Here is a 15,912-nt window from a genome sequence, read left to right as displayed (position 1 = left end):
CCTTGCTCTTATCGTCTACAGATACTTAGAGATGCGTATCGATGACAGTTATACTTGCGACGAGATCTTGAGCACACTTAGGGGGATGAATTTTGCAGACATTAAAGAACAGGGATTCATGCCTACCTATCGTAGGACAAAACTTACCGATAAGTTGCATGAAGCATGCGGCTTCCGTACCGACTATGAGTTCATAACCAAAAGCCAGATGAAAACAATCCAAAAGAAAAGTAAAGGGAAGTAAAAAAATACTATACTTCAAAACGAAGAGAAAAAGTCTCACAATGCCCTATATACAAGGGTTGTGAGACTTTTTATATACATCAACTGTCAAAGATGGGAATTTATCAGATAAGAAAAGCATTTGAAGCGAAATCATTGAAAAAATACACTTAAAATGCTATATTGAAATGGACTAGTCCGGTCAATTTTAGGAGATACGTTTTTCATGAACGAAAAATTTTTTGATCTTAAAAAAGAAAAGCAGGATCGTATCATTAATGCTGCACTCAGGGCGTTTGCCCTTGGCGGATATATGCACGCCAGCACTGATGATATTGTCAAAATGGCAGGTATAAGCAAGGGACTTATTTTTCACTATTTTGAGACTAAGCTTGGATTGTATCAGTTTATTTATGATTACAGTATCCGTGTTATCAATTTGGAGATCACGACAGGAGTATCGAGGGATATCACCGATTTTTTCAAAATAAGAGAGGAAATTGAAAGAGTATTATCAATTTGCATGGGACAGTATCCGTATATTCAGCTTTTTTTATATAATGCAGGGATTGAGGATACGCCGGAAGCTGCATCGGCCATATTGCAGACAAGGCAGAACTACGAGGCGATGATACGCAGTATTCTCGACAGAGGTGATATAACAAGATTTAAACCGGAAGTGAACTATCAGATTATTGATGACATGATACAGATGGTAAATAAGGAAATTCTCGAAAGAATGTTCCGGGAGGGTGTTTTCCAGCCGGATGGCTATTATGAAGAGGTTTTGAAATACATGAACATGCTTCGTGCGATGTCGTACGATTAACAAACGGTTTAATACCGGGTTTCAAAGGAGGCACACATGGGAAAATTCGTCGTAGCAGGTATCACGCAGGTCGAGACAATCGTTAGAGTCAGCAAGGTTCCGATAGAGTATGCACCGCTTACAACTGAGGTTAATTCCATTTACACTGGACTTGGTGGTGATGCTTACAATGAATCGTTGGCACTCAGATGGCTGGGTGATGAGGTTGAGTTTATGTCGATCATAGGGCGTGACAAATCTGTCGATGATCTTAATCCGCCCGGATCTAAGATTGAACTCTCTACACAGTACGTTGTCCAGCAGATGGAGGAGACCCCTACCTGTGTAATTCTTTATGATAAAGAGCGCAGAAGACAGATATTTGAGGATATCAAGGATCTGCGCGACAAGGTTTACGATATGTCCATGTTCGCACCTCTTGCAGGTTGGGCTGATATGGTAGTTCTTGCAAATGCCAATTTCTGCAGGCCTTTTGCTGTTGCAGCGGCTGAGAATAATAAAAAGCTTGCTGTTAATATTCGAAATTTCTGCAGGGAAAAAGAAAAGTATAACAGAGATTTTCTTGATGCTGCATCCATTCTTTATTTTTCGGATGATCAGCTTGAGGAAGATCCCTACGATTTTATAAGAGGAATAAGCAAAACCTATGGAACAGAGATAATAATTATGGGTCGCGGATCCAAGGGTGTTATTCTCTTTGACAAAAAAGGCGGTTTTATCGCTGATTATAAAACAGTTAAAACAAATGAAATAGTTAATACGGTTGGTGCAGGTAATGCATTATTTGCATGTTTTCTGCACTATTATCAGGAGACGGAGGATTCAGTCAACTCTATTAAGAATGCCCTTCTTTTCTCATCCTACAAGATTGGATATATGGGTACTTCCAATGGCTTCATGACTACAGAGCAGATGGAGCAGTGGCGTAACCTGATATGGGGTATTAGAGATAACGGACTATAATTCTTTTGGTTTCTTGAATCTGATTGAAAAAAAGGAATGAGGGACATGGCTAAAAAAGTAAAAAATAAAAGAGCATGCGGCGTGCTTATGCCGATTTTCAGTCTTCCGTCCAAATACGGAATTGGCGCCTTTTCAAAGGAAGCATACGAATTTGTGGATTTTCTTGCAAAAGCAGGTCAGAGTTACTGGCAGCTTTTACCACTTGGTCCTACAAGTTATGGTGATTCACCTTATCAGTCATTTTCAACCTATGCGGGAAATTCATATTATGTAGACCTTGAAAAGCTGATCGACATGGGATTCCTGAAAAAGGAAGAAGTAGATAAGGTTAACTTTGGTGCTGATGAATTATCCGTAGATTATGAAAGACTTTTCAAGAAAAGATATGAAGTGCTTTATTCGGCATATGTGAATGCGGGGTTGTCTACAACCTCTACAAAGGAGCCTGTCCCTGAATTTAAGACAGAGTTTGATGCTTTTGTAAAGGAAAATGAAGACTGGCTTCCTGACTATGCTTTGTATATGGCATTAAAGCAGCGTTACAGCGGACTTAGCTGGATCGAGTGGCCCGAGGATCTGAAACTCAGAAAACCTGAGGCACTTGCGGAAGCTAAAAAGAAATATGAAGACATGATAGGACTGCATGAGTTCATCCAGTTCCTGTTCATGAAGCAGTGGTTTGAATTAAAAAATTATGCCAACAAAAAAGGCATTGATATTATAGGCGATATTCCGATTTATGTTGCCTTTGACTCAGCTGATACCTGGGCTAATCCGGAGCTGTTCCAGCTTGATGAGGAGAATATGCCCATCGCGGTTGCGGGATGCCCGCCTGATGCTTTTAGTAAAACCGGACAGCTTTGGGGCAATCCTTTATATGATTGGGAATATCATGAGAAAACAGGCTTCAAGTGGTGGATGAATCGTATTAAAGGCTGCTACAAGCTTTATGATGTGGTAAGAATCGATCACTTCCGCGGTTTTGATGAATATTATTCAATTCCGTTTGGCGAACCTACTGCAGAGAATGGCAAGTGGGTTAAGGGACCCGGTTACAAGCTATTTGAAGTTATGAAAAAAGAACTGGGAGAGCTCAGAGTTATTGCTGAGGATTTGGGATACCTCACACCTTCTGTTATAGCTCTTGTTAAGAGAACCAAGTTCCCGGGAATGAAGATATTGCAGTTTGCTTTCGATGCAAGAGAAGAGAGCGATTATCTTCCTCATAACTATGTTCAGAATAGTATTGTTTATACCGGAACACATGACAATGATACAACTCTTGGATGGTATAACACTATTCCGAGAACTGATAAGAATTTTGCAAAGAAGTACCTTAATATCAAGTCAAACAAAGGAGTAGTCTGGGAATTTATACGTGCATGCTTTTCCTCAGTTTCAAATACTGCAATTATTCCTATGCAGGATTATCTTGAACTTGGAAAAGAAGCCAGAATAAATACTCCGTCAACTCTTGGCAATAACTGGACATGGCGCATGAAGAGCGATGCATGTACTGATGAGCTCGCTGAGCGCATGCTTGATATGGCTAAGACTTACGGAAGAAGTGCGAATGTCTAAAATTACTATTGTTGATGTAGCAAAAAAATGCGGAGTCGGCGTCAGTACGGTGTCCAGGGTTATAAATGGACATCCGGATGTCAGTGCCAAAACCCGTGAAAAAATACAGGCTGTCATTAGAGAAACAGGTTTTGTTCCTAATGACAGCGCAAGAAATTTAAAGCGCACCGATGCTAAATGCATCGGTGTACTTATAAAGGGAGTTACTAATCCCTTTTTTTCTCCGATGATAGATATCATTGAGCAGGAAATAGACAGACAGAAATATGCTCTGGTTTTAAGGCATGTGGAGGCGGATCAGGAAGAAGCAGATATTGCGATGGAGCTTGAAACTGAGAAAAGACTTAGAGGAATCATATTTCTTGGAGGCGGTTCCGAGCAGTCAAGAGCAAAACTTAGTGAGCTAAAAATACCTATGGTGTTTTCAACGATAGGCGCCTCATATCTTGGAGAAGGAGACAGGGCGGAGTTTTCAACAGTTTCTGTTGATGACAGGCTCGAAGCAATGCATATGACTCAGTATCTGATGAACCTGGGACATATGAAAATAGCTATAATTACGGAAGCAATGGGTCGAAGGTCTGTAGGACATCTGAGACTTGAAGGATATAGAGATGCTTTTGTTGACAGAAGGATGCCGGTGGATGATGATCTGATCTTCTACGTTGATCAGAACATGGAGCATTTTTCAGTAGAAAACGGATACAGAACAATGCAGAGGATGCTTTCCTCGGGAAAGGAATTCACTGCGGTTTTTTGTGCGACGGATTTGCTTGCAATAGGAGCGATGAGAGCAATAGCAGACGCCGGATTGAGAGTGCCTGAGGATATCAGTGTTTGCGGTTTTGACGGAATGCAGATCGGGAGATACATAAATCCAAGGCTTACGACGATCAGGCAACCTCTCGACCAGATTTCAAGAGAAACCGTTAAGCTTCTGTTTGACATAATTGAATCCAGAAGCAGTCACCGTCATATTGTTTTTCCCGCAGAGCTTTCGGTCGGGGAGTCAACGGCAAAGCGGTTGGGATGAAAAACTTAATTGCGGTGTATTGATCTGGTGGGACTTGTGTGCTGTCTCACTCATAATTAACCAAATTGTCAGTATACAAGTGATTTATGAGGGTATGCCATGGTGAAACAAATCAGAGCTTTCAGTGCTTTATTTATGGCGATTTCATTATTTATTAGTTCCGGATGTTCGGAGAAACCAAAACAGGAGGAAATAATAAATTCTCCTGCTGATAGGGATGTCAATTCAATTACCTGCATGGTCTGGGACAGGGGCAACTTTCCTGCTGGCTATGATGCTGATAATAATACTCTTGCTAACTGGATAAGGGCAAAAGTAAAGGAAGAATGCGGCATAGATTTGCATTTTGTAAGCGTTAAACGTGAAAACTCTGATGATGAGATCAACAGGATGATTGATAATGGCACCGCACCGGATATACTTTTTACTTATACACCCTCTGAATTCGGGTATTTGGCAAGGCAGGGGAAAGTTGCAGACCTTACAGATTCCTATAAGAAATATGGGAAGGATATTAATAAATACATTGGTGATATCCAGCATATGGGAATTTATAATGATCATCAGGTGGCGATACTTAAGCGCAGAGGTTTCAAGGAACCAAGACATGTTGCTTATATAAGAAAAGACTGGTGTGATGCACTTGGAATGAATGTGCCGTCAACCAAAGAGGAGCTTATAGATTATCTATATGCTGTAAAGAAAAATGATCCCGGCGGAGTGAGTGATGTGATTCCGTGGGCTATGGGCGGAGATATAAATTCAGAAAGATTCTATCAGAGTTTTGTGAACTCATTTGTGGGTGAGCTTACTGAGCGGGATGCTTTCATATACTCAGAAAGATATATGGTTGTAGCAGAAGGCGCCCTTGAGGGATTAAAAGAACTGAACAGGCTGTATAATGATGGACTGATTACCCTTGATTTTACGGCTGACAGGGACAATTCATTATTTATCAGCTCGGTAGATAGTGGCAGAGCCGGATTCATTGTGGATGATTCCACTCGTCCATTTTCCTCTATTTCAAAGCTGAAGGAAAAGGATCCTTCGGCAAAATATGTACCGGTTTTGTGCTTTGAAGGAGCAGACGGGAAATATCGGAATGTAACGGAACCTGATCATGGAATGTATATCATGGTTTCTGCAGCAAGCAGGGATAAGACAGATGCCGCAATGAAATATCTTAATTGGCTTTCTGATCCACAAAATGCAGAAATGGTGAATTTTACGCCGGATCACCTTACTTCAGAAAGCGGAGCAGCCATGGCTATGTCCAGGGAAGACCTGTTTTCACATGGATATCCCGGGAACCCGGATGATTACTGCATAGTTAACGCTCATTTTGATTTTGTGGATGATAAGAATGCTCAGATTTCAACATGGGCTGAGAACTGTGAGTGGGAGGACTATGAATGGTTTGAGAATTTTTATAATATCTGCGTGACAGACCGTTTTACCTTTCCTGTATCAAGTGCAATTCTTGAATCTGAAGCAAAATATCAGATAAATCTTGATAAAGCATTGGTTGAATATGCATATAACCTGATTTGCTGTCCAAGAGATGATTTTGAGAAAACAAGTGAAATGGAATATAAACGACTAAAGGAGCTTGGACTTGAAGAAGTTTTAGAGGAACGTGCCAAGTGTTACGATAGTGGAGAATATATCAGATAGAAGCAAATATATGACTTTTTGTGGGCAAAAGCGGAAATCGCCCGCAAAATATACTTATCATTTATGGAGGAGGAACAATATGGCAAAAATAGCAATTTTTCTGGCAGATGGATTTGAGGAGATTGAAGCTCTCACAGTGGTGGATCTGTGCAGAAGAGCGGGACTCACAATAGATATGGTTTCAGTTATGAAAGATGTTTTTGTGAAGGGCTCCCATGGTATTGAGGTTAAGGCTGATAAGCTGATAGGCGATGTGAAATTTGATGAGATGGACATGCTGGTACTTCCGGGTGGAATGCCGGGAACTACTAACCTTGAAAAAACAGATAAGCTTATGGAGCAGATCAGAGCCTTTGATGATGCAAAAAAATATATCAGCGCAATATGTGCTGCACCCGGAATCTTTGGCAGAGCAGGTTTGTTAAATGGCAAAAAAGCCTGCGTGTTCCCCGGACTTGAAGGAGAGCTTAAGGGTGCTGATGTGCAGATGACTGAGACAACAGTTGACGGTCATATTCTTACAAGCCGCGGAATGGGAACCGCTCTGGCATTTGGACTTGCGATAGTTGAGCGCTTCTGCGGAAAAGAAACTGCAGATGAACTTGGAAAGAAAGTGGTTTACAGGGCATAATGCGTGGGTAGCAATATTACGATAGTTTACAGGGCATAAAGTGCGAGTAGCAATATTATGATAGTTTACAGGGCATAAAGTGCGAGTAGCAATATTATGATAGTTTACAGGGCATAAAGTGCGAGTAGCAATATTGCGATAGTTTCCAAGGCATAAGTGTGAGTGTAGAAATAAAAAGGAGATAAATTTCAAGGCATAAAATGGGAGTAGAAATTGAAAGAAAATTCACGGTCAAAAAGCTTCCTGAAAATCTTGATAAGTATAAGATGCATATTATCGAACAGGGATACCTTAATGTTGTCCCTGCTATAAGGGTGAGACGTGAAGATAATCATTACTATATGACCTATAAGGTAAAGAAAGATTTTCTGGCTGCTAATGCAGAAGGCAGTGATGGTATCGGCAAGACAGAATATAACATGCCTCTGGATGCAGAATCCTACGAGCATCTCGTGAAGAAGTCAGATGGCAATGTCATAAGAAAAAAGAGATATCTGATACCGATAAATAGCGATGCTTTTACTGTGGAATATAAAAAAGCACATCCAGAGGTGCAAAAGCTTGCTGATGAAGGCGGTATTAAAATTGAGCTTGATGTGTTCGAGGCTCCTTTTGATGGAAGGATTCTTGCTGAGGTTGAATTCCCAAATGAGGATATGGCAAGAAATTACAATCCTGCAGACTGGTTTGATGAGGATGTAACTGATGATGTAAGATACAGCAACGCACACATGAGCAGAGAAAACGTTAACTGAGGTAGGACTTTCCGAACGATAACAAGGAAAATTATTCGAAAATCTGGCTTTAAAGAGTCAGACACGTTTTCATCTTACGATGGACGGGGCTATTACGGATTCTTATTTTTAGAAATTTGGAATCTTACAAATAATCAAATTAATATGGAAAAAGAAAAAGACCTGTGCTATAATTTTTAGGCGACTGTGCCGAAGTCTATAGCGCAGGTCGCTTTAATATAGATAAAACAGCACAATAATCAGTTGTGTAAACGATTTATTTCATAGGTAGTATAGGAGGAATAATAATTCAATGAGCGTATCAGTAGAAAAGCTCGAGAAGAGCATGGCTAAGCTTACAATCGAAGTTGCATCTGAGAATTTTGACAAGGCAATCGACAAGGTTTACAACAAGCAGAAGGGCAAGATTCAGATCCCTGGTTTCCGTAAGGGTAAGGCTCCCCGTCATATGATCGAGCGTATGTACGGTAAGGAGATCTTCTTTGAGGATGCTGCAAATGACATCATCAATGAGGAATATCCTAAGGCAGTTGAGGAGTGCGGTGAAGACGTTGTATCAAATCCTGATATCGACGTAACACAGCTTGAGGCAGGCAAGCCTTTCATCTTTACTGCTACAGTAGCACTTAAGCCTGAAGTTAAGCTTGGTAAGTATAAGGGCGTTGAAGTTGAGAAGATGGATCTTGAAGTATCTGACGAAGAAGTTGATGCTGAGATCGATCAGGAGCGTAACAGAAACGCAAGAACAATCGAAGTTACAGATCGTAAGGTTGAGAACAATGATATCGTAACTCTTGACTTTGAGGGATTTGTAGATGGAACTCCTTTCGAAGGCGGTAAGGGAACAGATTATCCTCTTACAATCGGATCAGGTTCTTTCATCCCCGGATTTGAAGAGCAGCTTATCGGATTTGAGATTGGTAAAGAGGGCGATGTTAACGTAACATTCCCTGAGGATTATCATTCAGAGGATCTTGCAGGCAAGGCTGCAACATTCAAGTGCACAGTTAAGGGCATCAAGACAAGAGAGCTTCCTGAACTTAATGATGAGTTTGCAAGTGATGTTTCTGATTTTGAGACAGTTGCAGAGTACAAGGAAGATGTAAAGAAGAAAATCGCAGAGCGTAAAGAGGCTCAGGCTAAGGCAGAGCGCGAGGATAGCGCAGTTAAGGCTGTTATCGAGGATGCAGAGATGGAGCTTCCTGAGAAGATGGTAGAGACTCAGCAGCGTCAGATCGTTAATGAGTTTGCTCAGAGACTTCAGTATCAGGGCATGAACATGCAGCAGTACATGCAGTACACAGGCAATACTGTAGAGCAGCTTATGGAGCAGGTTAAGCCCCAGGCTATCGAGCGTATTCAGTCAAGACTTGTACTTGAGGCAGTTGCAGCAGCTGAGAAGTTTGAGATCGCTGAGGACGAGATCAAGGAAGAGCTTGAGAAAATGGCTAAGCAGTACAACATGGAAGTTGAGAAGGTTCAGGAACTCATGGGCGACCGTGAGATCAAATCTCTCAAGGATGATCTTCTTGTTCAGAAGGCAGCTAAGTTCCTTGTTGACAATGCTAAGGAAGTTGGAACTAAGAAGACTAAGAAGGCAGCAGCTAAGAAGTCTGATGATGCAGCAGAGGAGAAGCCGAAGCGTACACGCAAGACTGCAGCTAAGAAGTCTGACGATGCAGCAGCAGAGGAGAAGCCGAAGCGCACACGTAAGACAGCAGCTAAGAAGGAAGAAGAGTAATTTAAATACTGTGATTCTATTTACCCCTACCGGTTATTTATCGGTGGGGGTTGTTTTTTCTACCAAAATCCCGCTAAAATGCGACATTTGTTCCAAGGTTGCGTAAAATTGATTTTATGGGTTATAATAGATTGGTATATTTGTAAATAATAACAGATAGAGAGGAAGCGATTAAATGAGTTTAATACCTTATGTCATAGAACAGACGAGTCGTGGTGAGCGCTCATATGATATTTATTCAAGACTTTTAAAGGAACGTATAGTTTTCCTTGGTGAAGAAGTTAATTCTGTTTCCGCGAGTGTAGTTGTTGCACAGCTCCTCTTCCTTGAAGCAGAGGATCCCAGCAAGGATATTCATATGTATATCAACAGCCCCGGTGGTGAGATTACTTCCGGTATGGCTATATATGATACAATGCATTACATCAAGTGCGATGTCAGCACTATTTGTATCGGTATGGCTGCAAGTATGGGTGCATTTCTTCTTGCAGGCGGTGCAAAGGGCAAGCGTATGGCTCTTCCCAATGCAGAGATAATGATTCACCAGCCTCTTGGCGGTACTCAGGGTCAGGCTACGGAGATTGAGATTGCTGCTAAGCACATCATCCGTACAAAAGAAAAACTGAATACACTTTTATCCGAAAATACAGGTAAGCCTTATGAGCAGATAGCTGCTGATACAGAGCGTGATAACTGGATGACAGCTAAGGAAGCAATGGAATACGGACTTATCGATTCTGTTATCGAGTCAAGACCTAAGGACGAAGATAAGGATAAGTAATTTAATTAGAAATTTAGAAGGAAAAACAAATTATGGCAGGAAAAAACAACGGTGAAATTCGTTGCTCATTTTGTAACAAGACACAGAATCAGGTAAAAAAACTGATTGCAGGCCCTGCGGGTGTATATATTTGCGACGAGTGTGTAGACATTTGTGCAGATATTATCGAGGAAGAGTTCGAGGATGAACCTATCTCACATGACGATAAAGACATTAATCTTTTGAAGCCTGTTGAGATTAAGAATTTCCTGGATGATTATGTTATTGGTCAGGATGAAGCGAAAAAGGTTCTGTCCGTAGCAGTATATAATCACTACAAACGTGTTATGGCACCTCAGTCTCACAACGCTGATGACGAGGTTGAACTTCAGAAGAGTAACATAATAATGGTAGGACCTACCGGTTCAGGTAAGACCTATCTGGCACAGACGCTTGCAAAGATCATAAATGTTCCTTTTGCTATTGCTGATGCTACAACTCTTACAGAAGCCGGATATGTCGGTGAAGATGTTGAGAACATTCTGTTAAAGCTCATTCAGGCAGCTGACTATGATGTTGAGAGAGCTCAGTACGGTATTGTCTATATCGATGAGATCGATAAGATTACAAAGAAGAGCGAAAATGTTTCCATAACCCGTGATGTATCAGGTGAAGGTGTACAGCAGGCACTTCTTAAAATAATTGAAGGCACTACCGCCAGCGTTCCGCCTCAGGGTGGACGTAAGCATCCTCATCAGGAGCTTATCCAGATTGATACATCTAACATATTATTCATATGTGGTGGGGCATTCGATGGCCTTGATAAGATTGTTGAGGCCAGACTTGACCGCAATTCAATCGGATTTAATGCTGAGATTGCTGATAAGAGTGAGCGTGAGATTGGTGAGGTTCTTAAGGAAGTTACACCTCAGGATCTTACAAAGTTCGGACTTATTCCTGAATTTGTAGGACGTGTGCCGATATGCGTTACACTTGAAGGATTGAATAAAGAGGCATTGGTACGTATTCTTACAGAGCCCAGAAATGCTCTTGTTAAGCAGTATCAGAAGCTGTTTGATTTCGATGATGTTAAGCTGTCCTTTGAGGATGATGCGATCAGCAAGATTGCAGAGCTTGCTCATGAGAGAAAGACAGGTGCAAGAGGTTTGAGATCCATTATGGAGAAAGCTATGATGGACGTAATGTACGAGATCCCTTCAGATGATAGCATCTCTGAGTGTGTTGTCACTGAGGAATCTGTAGATGGAACCTCAAGTCCTCTCATTGTCTATAAGGATGAGGCTAAGAGGCTTAAACCAGCAAAGTAAAATTTAAGGCAGAGGATGCAATGCATCTCTGCCTTTTTCAAAAATATAGAGGTTTATATGGTTATAAAGAACGTAAATTTAGAGACAGTAATAGGTATTACAAGCAAGCTGCCGCAGAATGACAAGCCTGAATTCGCCTTCGCAGGAAAGAGTAATGTGGGCAAGTCTTCACTGATCAACGGTCTGATGAATCGTAAGCATTATGCGAGAGTCAGTCAGGAACCCGGTAAAACTCAGACAATTAATTATTACAATATAAATAATGAGTTTTATCTTGTCGATCTTCCGGGATACGGTTTTGCTAAAGTACCTGATTCTGTTAAGAAGCAGTGGGGCAAGATGATTGAGAACTATCTTAATAAATCTGTGATGCTGAAGCAGGTTTTTCTTTTGATAGATATCAGACATGAGCCTTCTGCAAATGATAAGATGATGTATGACTGGATTGTTGCTACAGGAGCAAAGCCAATCATCATCGCAACAAAAGCTGACAAGATTAAAAAGAGTCAGATTGAGAAGCATCTCAACATGATAAAGGATACTCTTGGAATGCCTGAGGATGGAGTGCTTCTTCCTTTCTCTGCACAGAGTAAGGATGGAAGAGAAGAAATATACGAAGTTATGGATGCACTTCTTGAGGAATGTAAACCGGAGGATTCGGAAGAGTAAGGTATTACATCCGAAGTCAGAGATTCGATATTTCTTAGAGTACCTAATTTCTGAGCAAAACCAGGAATCAAATTATTAAAAATAATTCTGTCAAAGGGGATTCTTATGGAATTTTTTGTAAAACTTAAAAGAAATTTTGTACTGGATGGGATTGTGCTGATATTAGTCGGCGCAGTTTTGATTTTTCTCCCCGGAACTACGCTAAATATTCTGACTAAGGCTATTGGAATAATGGTTCTTGCAGCCGGAGTCATTTCGATAATCAGCAGCTTTTTGTCTAAGAACCAGAATGTTCTTGCAAGAAACAGCTCTCTTGGATTCGGCCTGGTAGTGGCTGTGGTAGGTGCGTGGATATTAATTAATCCCGGATTCTTTGAATCAATTATTCCGGTTATCGCCGGGGTAATAATGCTCTTTAGCGGATTGATGAATCTTGGAGAAACCCTGAGCCTTGGAAGAAACAGCTATAAGAATTGGTGGGTAGCGCTGATCCTTGCAGTGCTTACAATAGCTGCAGGAGCATTCTTGTTGTTTAATCCAATAGCTTCCATGCAATATGTTGTGCAGATTATAGGAGCAGCACTTGCTTATAATGGAGCATCTAATCTGTGGATAATCTCAAGGATTCATAAGGTTGATAAGGTAAATAAAAAAGAAATCATTGATGTTGACAGTAAAGAAGTAAATAATGGGACATCTGAAAGAATTGAAGTAATCGATGTCCAGGGTAAAGAGATAGATTGAGATTAACGGCTTATCATTGAATATAGAATTTCTTCAGTAATTCAATATTCTGTGATAAGCCGCTTTTTTCTTTGTACCAAATTAGCACTCACTGTTGACGAGTGCTAATAATTATGTTATAACAGTTGTAGAACAGAACGCAAACGATATCTAATGCAGTATTTTTGATTATCGTTGGTAATTAGAAATAGCTGCAGTAGCGAGGTAGTTGTTATGAAAATAGATAAATTTACACAAAAATCAATTGAAGCCATTCAAAATATGGAGAAGGTAGCTCTTGATTATGGTAATCAGGAGATTGAACAGGAGCACCTTTTATATAGCCTGCTGACAATAGAGGATAGTATTGTTCCAAAGCTCATCGAGAAGATGGGAATTGATAATAATGTATTCCTTGCAAGGGTGGATGAAGCACTTAAGAAGAGGACCAAAGTTCAGGGAGGAAGTCCTTATGTGGGAGCAGACCTTAACAAGGTTCTTCTTAAGAGTGAAGATGAGATGAAGGCAATGGGAGATGAATATGTATCGGTTGAGCATATTTTTCTTGCAATGCTTCATTATCCAAACAGAGAGATGATAAATATATTCCAGGCTTTTGGAATAGACAGGAACAGATTTCTTCAGGCGCTGTCAGAAGTAAGAGGTAATCAGAAGGTGACATCTGATAATCCGGAAGCAACCTATGACACCCTTGAAAAATACGGTACTGAACTTGTGGCAAAGGCAAAAGCACAAAAGCTTGAACCCGTAATAGGAAGAGATGCCGAGATAAGAAATGTCATAAGGATCCTTTCAAGAAAAACAAAGAACAATCCGGTTTTGATAGGTGAGCCCGGCGTTGGTAAGACAGCAGTTGTGGAAGCGCTTGCTCAGAGAATTGCTGAGGGTGATGTGCCACAGGGACTTGCAGATAAAAAGATTTTCTCACTTGATATGGGAGCGCTTGTTGCAGGAGCCAAGTACAGAGGTGAGTTTGAGGAGAGACTTAAGGCAGTTCTTCAGGACGTTAAGGAATCTGACGGCGAGATCATTCTTTTCATTGATGAGCTGCATACCATAGTTGGTGCAGGTAAGACAGACGGAGCGCTTGATGCCGGAAATATGTTAAAGCCTATGCTGGCACGAGGAGAGCTTCACTGTATTGGCGCAACTACGCTTAATGAATACAGACAGTATATTGAGAAGGATGCGGCACTGGAGAGACGTTTCCAGCCTGTAATGGTATCAGAACCTACTGTTGAAGATACCATCAGTATTTTGAGAGGACTTAAGGAGCGCTATGAGGTTTATCACGGCGTTAAGATCATGGACTCTGCACTTGTCAGCGCAGCAACTCTCAGTAACAGATATATATCCGACAGATTCCTTCCGGATAAGGCAATAGACCTTGTGGATGAGGCCTGTGCACTTATAAAGACAGAGATGGATTCCATGCCTGCAGAGCTTGATGAGCTCAATCGAAGAATAATGCAGCTGCAGATTGAAGAAACTGCTCTTAAGAAGGAAGATGACTCACTCAGCAAGGAGAGACTGGCTAATCTTCAGAAGGAACTTGCTGAGCTTAAGGCTGATTTTGATAATCAAAAAGCCCAGTGGACCAATGAGAAGGAAGCTGTAGACAGGCTGGCTATAATCCGTGAACAGATTGAAAGTGCAAATAGTGAATTGTCAATTGCACAGAGAGATGGCAATTTTGAAAAAGCAAGTGAGCTTCAATACGGTAGAATTCCCGAGCTGAAAAAACAGTTGGAGGAAGAGGAACGCAAGGTCGGAGAAAAAGATATGTCCCTTGTTCATGAGAGAGTATCCGACGAAGAGATTGCAAGGATAATATCCAGATGGACCGGAATTCCCGTTGCTAAACTGACAGAGAGTGAACGCAACAAGACACTTCATCTTGAGGATGAGCTTCATAAGAGAGTAATCGGACAGGATGAGGCAGTTACAAAGGTTTCAGAGGCAATCATGCGCTCCAAGGCAGGAATAAAGGATCCGGGTAAGCCAATAGGTTCATTTATGTTCCTTGGACCTACAGGTGTAGGTAAAACAGAGCTGGCAAAGAGCCTTGCTGCGGCACTTTTTGATGATGAAAATAACATTGTCAGAATTGATATGAGTGAGTACATGGAGAAATACAGTGTGTCCAGACTTATCGGAGCACCGCCCGGATATGTAGGATATGAGGAAGGCGGACAGTTGACTGAGGCTGTTAGAAGAAAACCTTATGCTGTAGTGCTTTTTGATGAAGTGGAGAAGGCTCATCCTGATGTGTTCAATGTACTTCTTCAGATACTGGATGATGGTCGTGTAACTGATTCACAAGGCAGAACTGTAGACTTTAAGAATACAATTCTTATCATGACTTCAAATATCGGCGCACCTTATCTTCTGGACGGAATACAGGAAGACGGCAGTATCAGCAAGGAAGCAGAGGATATGACAATGAATGAACTTCATGCTCATTTCAGACCCGAGTTCCTTAACAGACTTGATGAGATGATACTGTTTAAGCCACTTACCAGGGATAACATCAGTGGTATAGTTAAGCTCATAGTTGATGATCTTAACAAGAGACTTTCAGACAGAGAGATAAGCATACGCCTGACACCTGCAGCTGAAAAGTTCGTTGCAGATAATGCCTACGATGCAAATTACGGAGCAAGACCTGTCAAGAGATTTGTTCAGAAGCATGTTGAGACACTTTCTGCCAAACTCATACTTGCAGATATGGTATCACCTCATGATACAATAGAGATAGATGTTGATGGCGATAAGCTTACTGCGAGGGCTGTTAAGTAAATTGTAGGGTAGCTTACTGCGAGGATTGGTAAGTAAACTATAGGGTAGTGTAAAGCAAATTATGGAAACAGTGAACCGTCCAAAAGGGGACCTTGACATCAGGACTCTTCCCATAAATGGACCCCTCCTCATGTTGAATCACCTTAGGCGGTACCCTTTAGGATTTGTTGTAGAAAGGAACAG

At 41.2% G+C, this 15,912-nt stretch carries 13 protein-coding genes and 1 pseudogene; all 14 read left to right on the top strand.

Annotation, left to right across the window (positions count from 1 at the left end; translation table 11 throughout):
- Positions 1 to 244: pseudogene (locus tag G622_RS0110145) on the top strand (IS1634 family transposase); the annotation flags it as partial.
- Between the two features lie 204 nt (positions 245 to 448).
- A complete protein-coding gene (locus G622_RS24610; protein WP_049945788.1) occupies positions 449 to 1,051 on the top strand; it encodes a TetR/AcrR family transcriptional regulator in 603 nt (200 codons plus the stop codon).
- 36 nt (positions 1,052 to 1,087) lie between these two features.
- Positions 1,088 to 2,014 (top strand): carbohydrate kinase family protein, encoded by a 927-nt coding sequence (locus tag G622_RS0110135; RefSeq protein WP_026510628.1) that lies wholly within the window; start codon positions 1,088 to 1,090, stop codon positions 2,012 to 2,014.
- 45 nt (positions 2,015 to 2,059) lie between these two features.
- On the top strand, positions 2,060 to 3,595 hold the full coding sequence (malQ, locus tag G622_RS0110130; RefSeq protein ID WP_026510627.1) for a 4-alpha-glucanotransferase: 1,536 nt from the start codon (positions 2,060 to 2,062) through the stop codon (positions 3,593 to 3,595).
- Entirely contained in the window at positions 3,588 to 4,628 is a 1,041-nt protein-coding gene (locus G622_RS0110125) for a LacI family DNA-binding transcriptional regulator (protein ID WP_026510626.1), read from the top strand. Before malQ ends, G622_RS0110125 begins: the two co-directional genes overlap by 8 nt.
- A gap of 99 nt (positions 4,629 to 4,727) precedes the next feature.
- Complete coding sequence (locus G622_RS0110120; protein WP_026510625.1) at positions 4,728 to 6,302, top strand: extracellular solute-binding protein; 1,575 nt, start codon at positions 4,728 to 4,730, stop codon at positions 6,300 to 6,302.
- A 79-nt stretch (positions 6,303 to 6,381) separates the two neighbouring features.
- Positions 6,382 to 6,933: a DJ-1 family glyoxalase III gene (locus G622_RS0110115; protein ID WP_026510624.1), complete on the top strand. Its 552-nt coding sequence runs from the start codon at positions 6,382 to 6,384 to the stop codon at positions 6,931 to 6,933.
- Positions 6,934 to 7,133: 200 nt separating this feature from the next.
- Positions 7,134 to 7,688 (top strand): CYTH domain-containing protein, encoded by a 555-nt coding sequence (locus G622_RS0110110; RefSeq protein ID WP_044957458.1) that lies wholly within the window; start codon positions 7,134 to 7,136, stop codon positions 7,686 to 7,688.
- A 292-nt stretch (positions 7,689 to 7,980) separates the two neighbouring features.
- Positions 7,981 to 9,429 (top strand): trigger factor, encoded by a 1,449-nt coding sequence (gene tig / locus G622_RS0110105; RefSeq protein WP_026510622.1) that lies wholly within the window; start codon positions 7,981 to 7,983, stop codon positions 9,427 to 9,429.
- 175 nt (positions 9,430 to 9,604) lie between these two features.
- A complete protein-coding gene (gene clpP, locus G622_RS0110100; RefSeq protein ID WP_026510621.1) occupies positions 9,605 to 10,210 on the top strand; it encodes an ATP-dependent Clp endopeptidase proteolytic subunit ClpP in 606 nt (201 codons plus the stop codon).
- A 32-nt stretch (positions 10,211 to 10,242) separates the two neighbouring features.
- Entirely contained in the window at positions 10,243 to 11,517 is a 1,275-nt protein-coding gene (gene clpX, locus G622_RS0110095; RefSeq protein WP_026510620.1) for an ATP-dependent Clp protease ATP-binding subunit ClpX, read from the top strand.
- Between the two features lie 57 nt (positions 11,518 to 11,574).
- Positions 11,575 to 12,186 carry a ribosome biogenesis GTP-binding protein YihA/YsxC gene (gene yihA, locus G622_RS0110090; protein ID WP_026510619.1) on the top strand — a complete coding sequence of 204 codons (612 nt, stop codon included), beginning with the start codon at positions 11,575 to 11,577 and terminating at the stop codon, positions 12,184 to 12,186.
- 105 nt (positions 12,187 to 12,291) lie between these two features.
- The gene (locus tag G622_RS0110085; protein WP_026510618.1) at positions 12,292 to 12,930 is read left to right on the top strand and encodes an HdeD family acid-resistance protein; all 639 of its coding nucleotides are present in this window, start codon (positions 12,292 to 12,294) and stop codon (positions 12,928 to 12,930) included.
- A 213-nt stretch (positions 12,931 to 13,143) separates the two neighbouring features.
- Positions 13,144 to 15,729 (top strand): ATP-dependent chaperone ClpB, encoded by a 2,586-nt coding sequence (clpB, locus tag G622_RS0110080; protein ID WP_026510617.1) that lies wholly within the window; start codon positions 13,144 to 13,146, stop codon positions 15,727 to 15,729.
- The last annotated feature ends 183 nt before the right edge of the window (positions 15,730 to 15,912 follow it).

The organism is Butyrivibrio sp. LC3010, from assembly GCF_000424385.1.
In the GTDB taxonomy this organism is placed as follows: domain Bacteria; phylum Bacillota; class Clostridia; order Lachnospirales; family Lachnospiraceae; genus Butyrivibrio.
This window is presented reverse-complemented; position numbering and strand designations above follow the sequence as displayed.

Bases quoted from the DNA above. Each gene is read 5' to 3' on its own strand.
- G622_RS24610 (WP_049945788.1), top strand. From the start codon at position 449: ATGAACGAAAAATTTTTTGATCTTAAAAAAGAAAAGCAGGATCGTATC.
- G622_RS0110135 (WP_026510628.1), top strand. From the start codon at position 1,088: ATGGGAAAATTCGTCGTAGCAGGTATCACGCAGGTCGAGACAATCGTT.
- malQ (WP_026510627.1), top strand. From the start codon at position 2,060: ATGGCTAAAAAAGTAAAAAATAAAAGAGCATGCGGCGTGCTTATGCCG.
- G622_RS0110125 (WP_026510626.1), top strand. From the start codon at position 3,588: ATGTCTAAAATTACTATTGTTGATGTAGCAAAAAAATGCGGAGTCGGC.
- G622_RS0110120 (WP_026510625.1), top strand. From the start codon at position 4,728: ATGGTGAAACAAATCAGAGCTTTCAGTGCTTTATTTATGGCGATTTCA.
- G622_RS0110115 (WP_026510624.1), top strand. From the start codon at position 6,382: ATGGCAAAAATAGCAATTTTTCTGGCAGATGGATTTGAGGAGATTGAA.
- G622_RS0110110 (WP_044957458.1), top strand. From the start codon at position 7,134: ATGGGAGTAGAAATTGAAAGAAAATTCACGGTCAAAAAGCTTCCTGAA.
- tig (WP_026510622.1), top strand. From the start codon at position 7,981: ATGAGCGTATCAGTAGAAAAGCTCGAGAAGAGCATGGCTAAGCTTACA.
- clpP (WP_026510621.1), top strand. From the start codon at position 9,605: ATGAGTTTAATACCTTATGTCATAGAACAGACGAGTCGTGGTGAGCGC.
- clpX (WP_026510620.1), top strand. From the start codon at position 10,243: ATGGCAGGAAAAAACAACGGTGAAATTCGTTGCTCATTTTGTAACAAG.
- yihA (WP_026510619.1), top strand. From the start codon at position 11,575: ATGGTTATAAAGAACGTAAATTTAGAGACAGTAATAGGTATTACAAGC.
- G622_RS0110085 (WP_026510618.1), top strand. From the start codon at position 12,292: ATGGAATTTTTTGTAAAACTTAAAAGAAATTTTGTACTGGATGGGATT.
- clpB (WP_026510617.1), top strand. From the start codon at position 13,144: ATGAAAATAGATAAATTTACACAAAAATCAATTGAAGCCATTCAAAAT.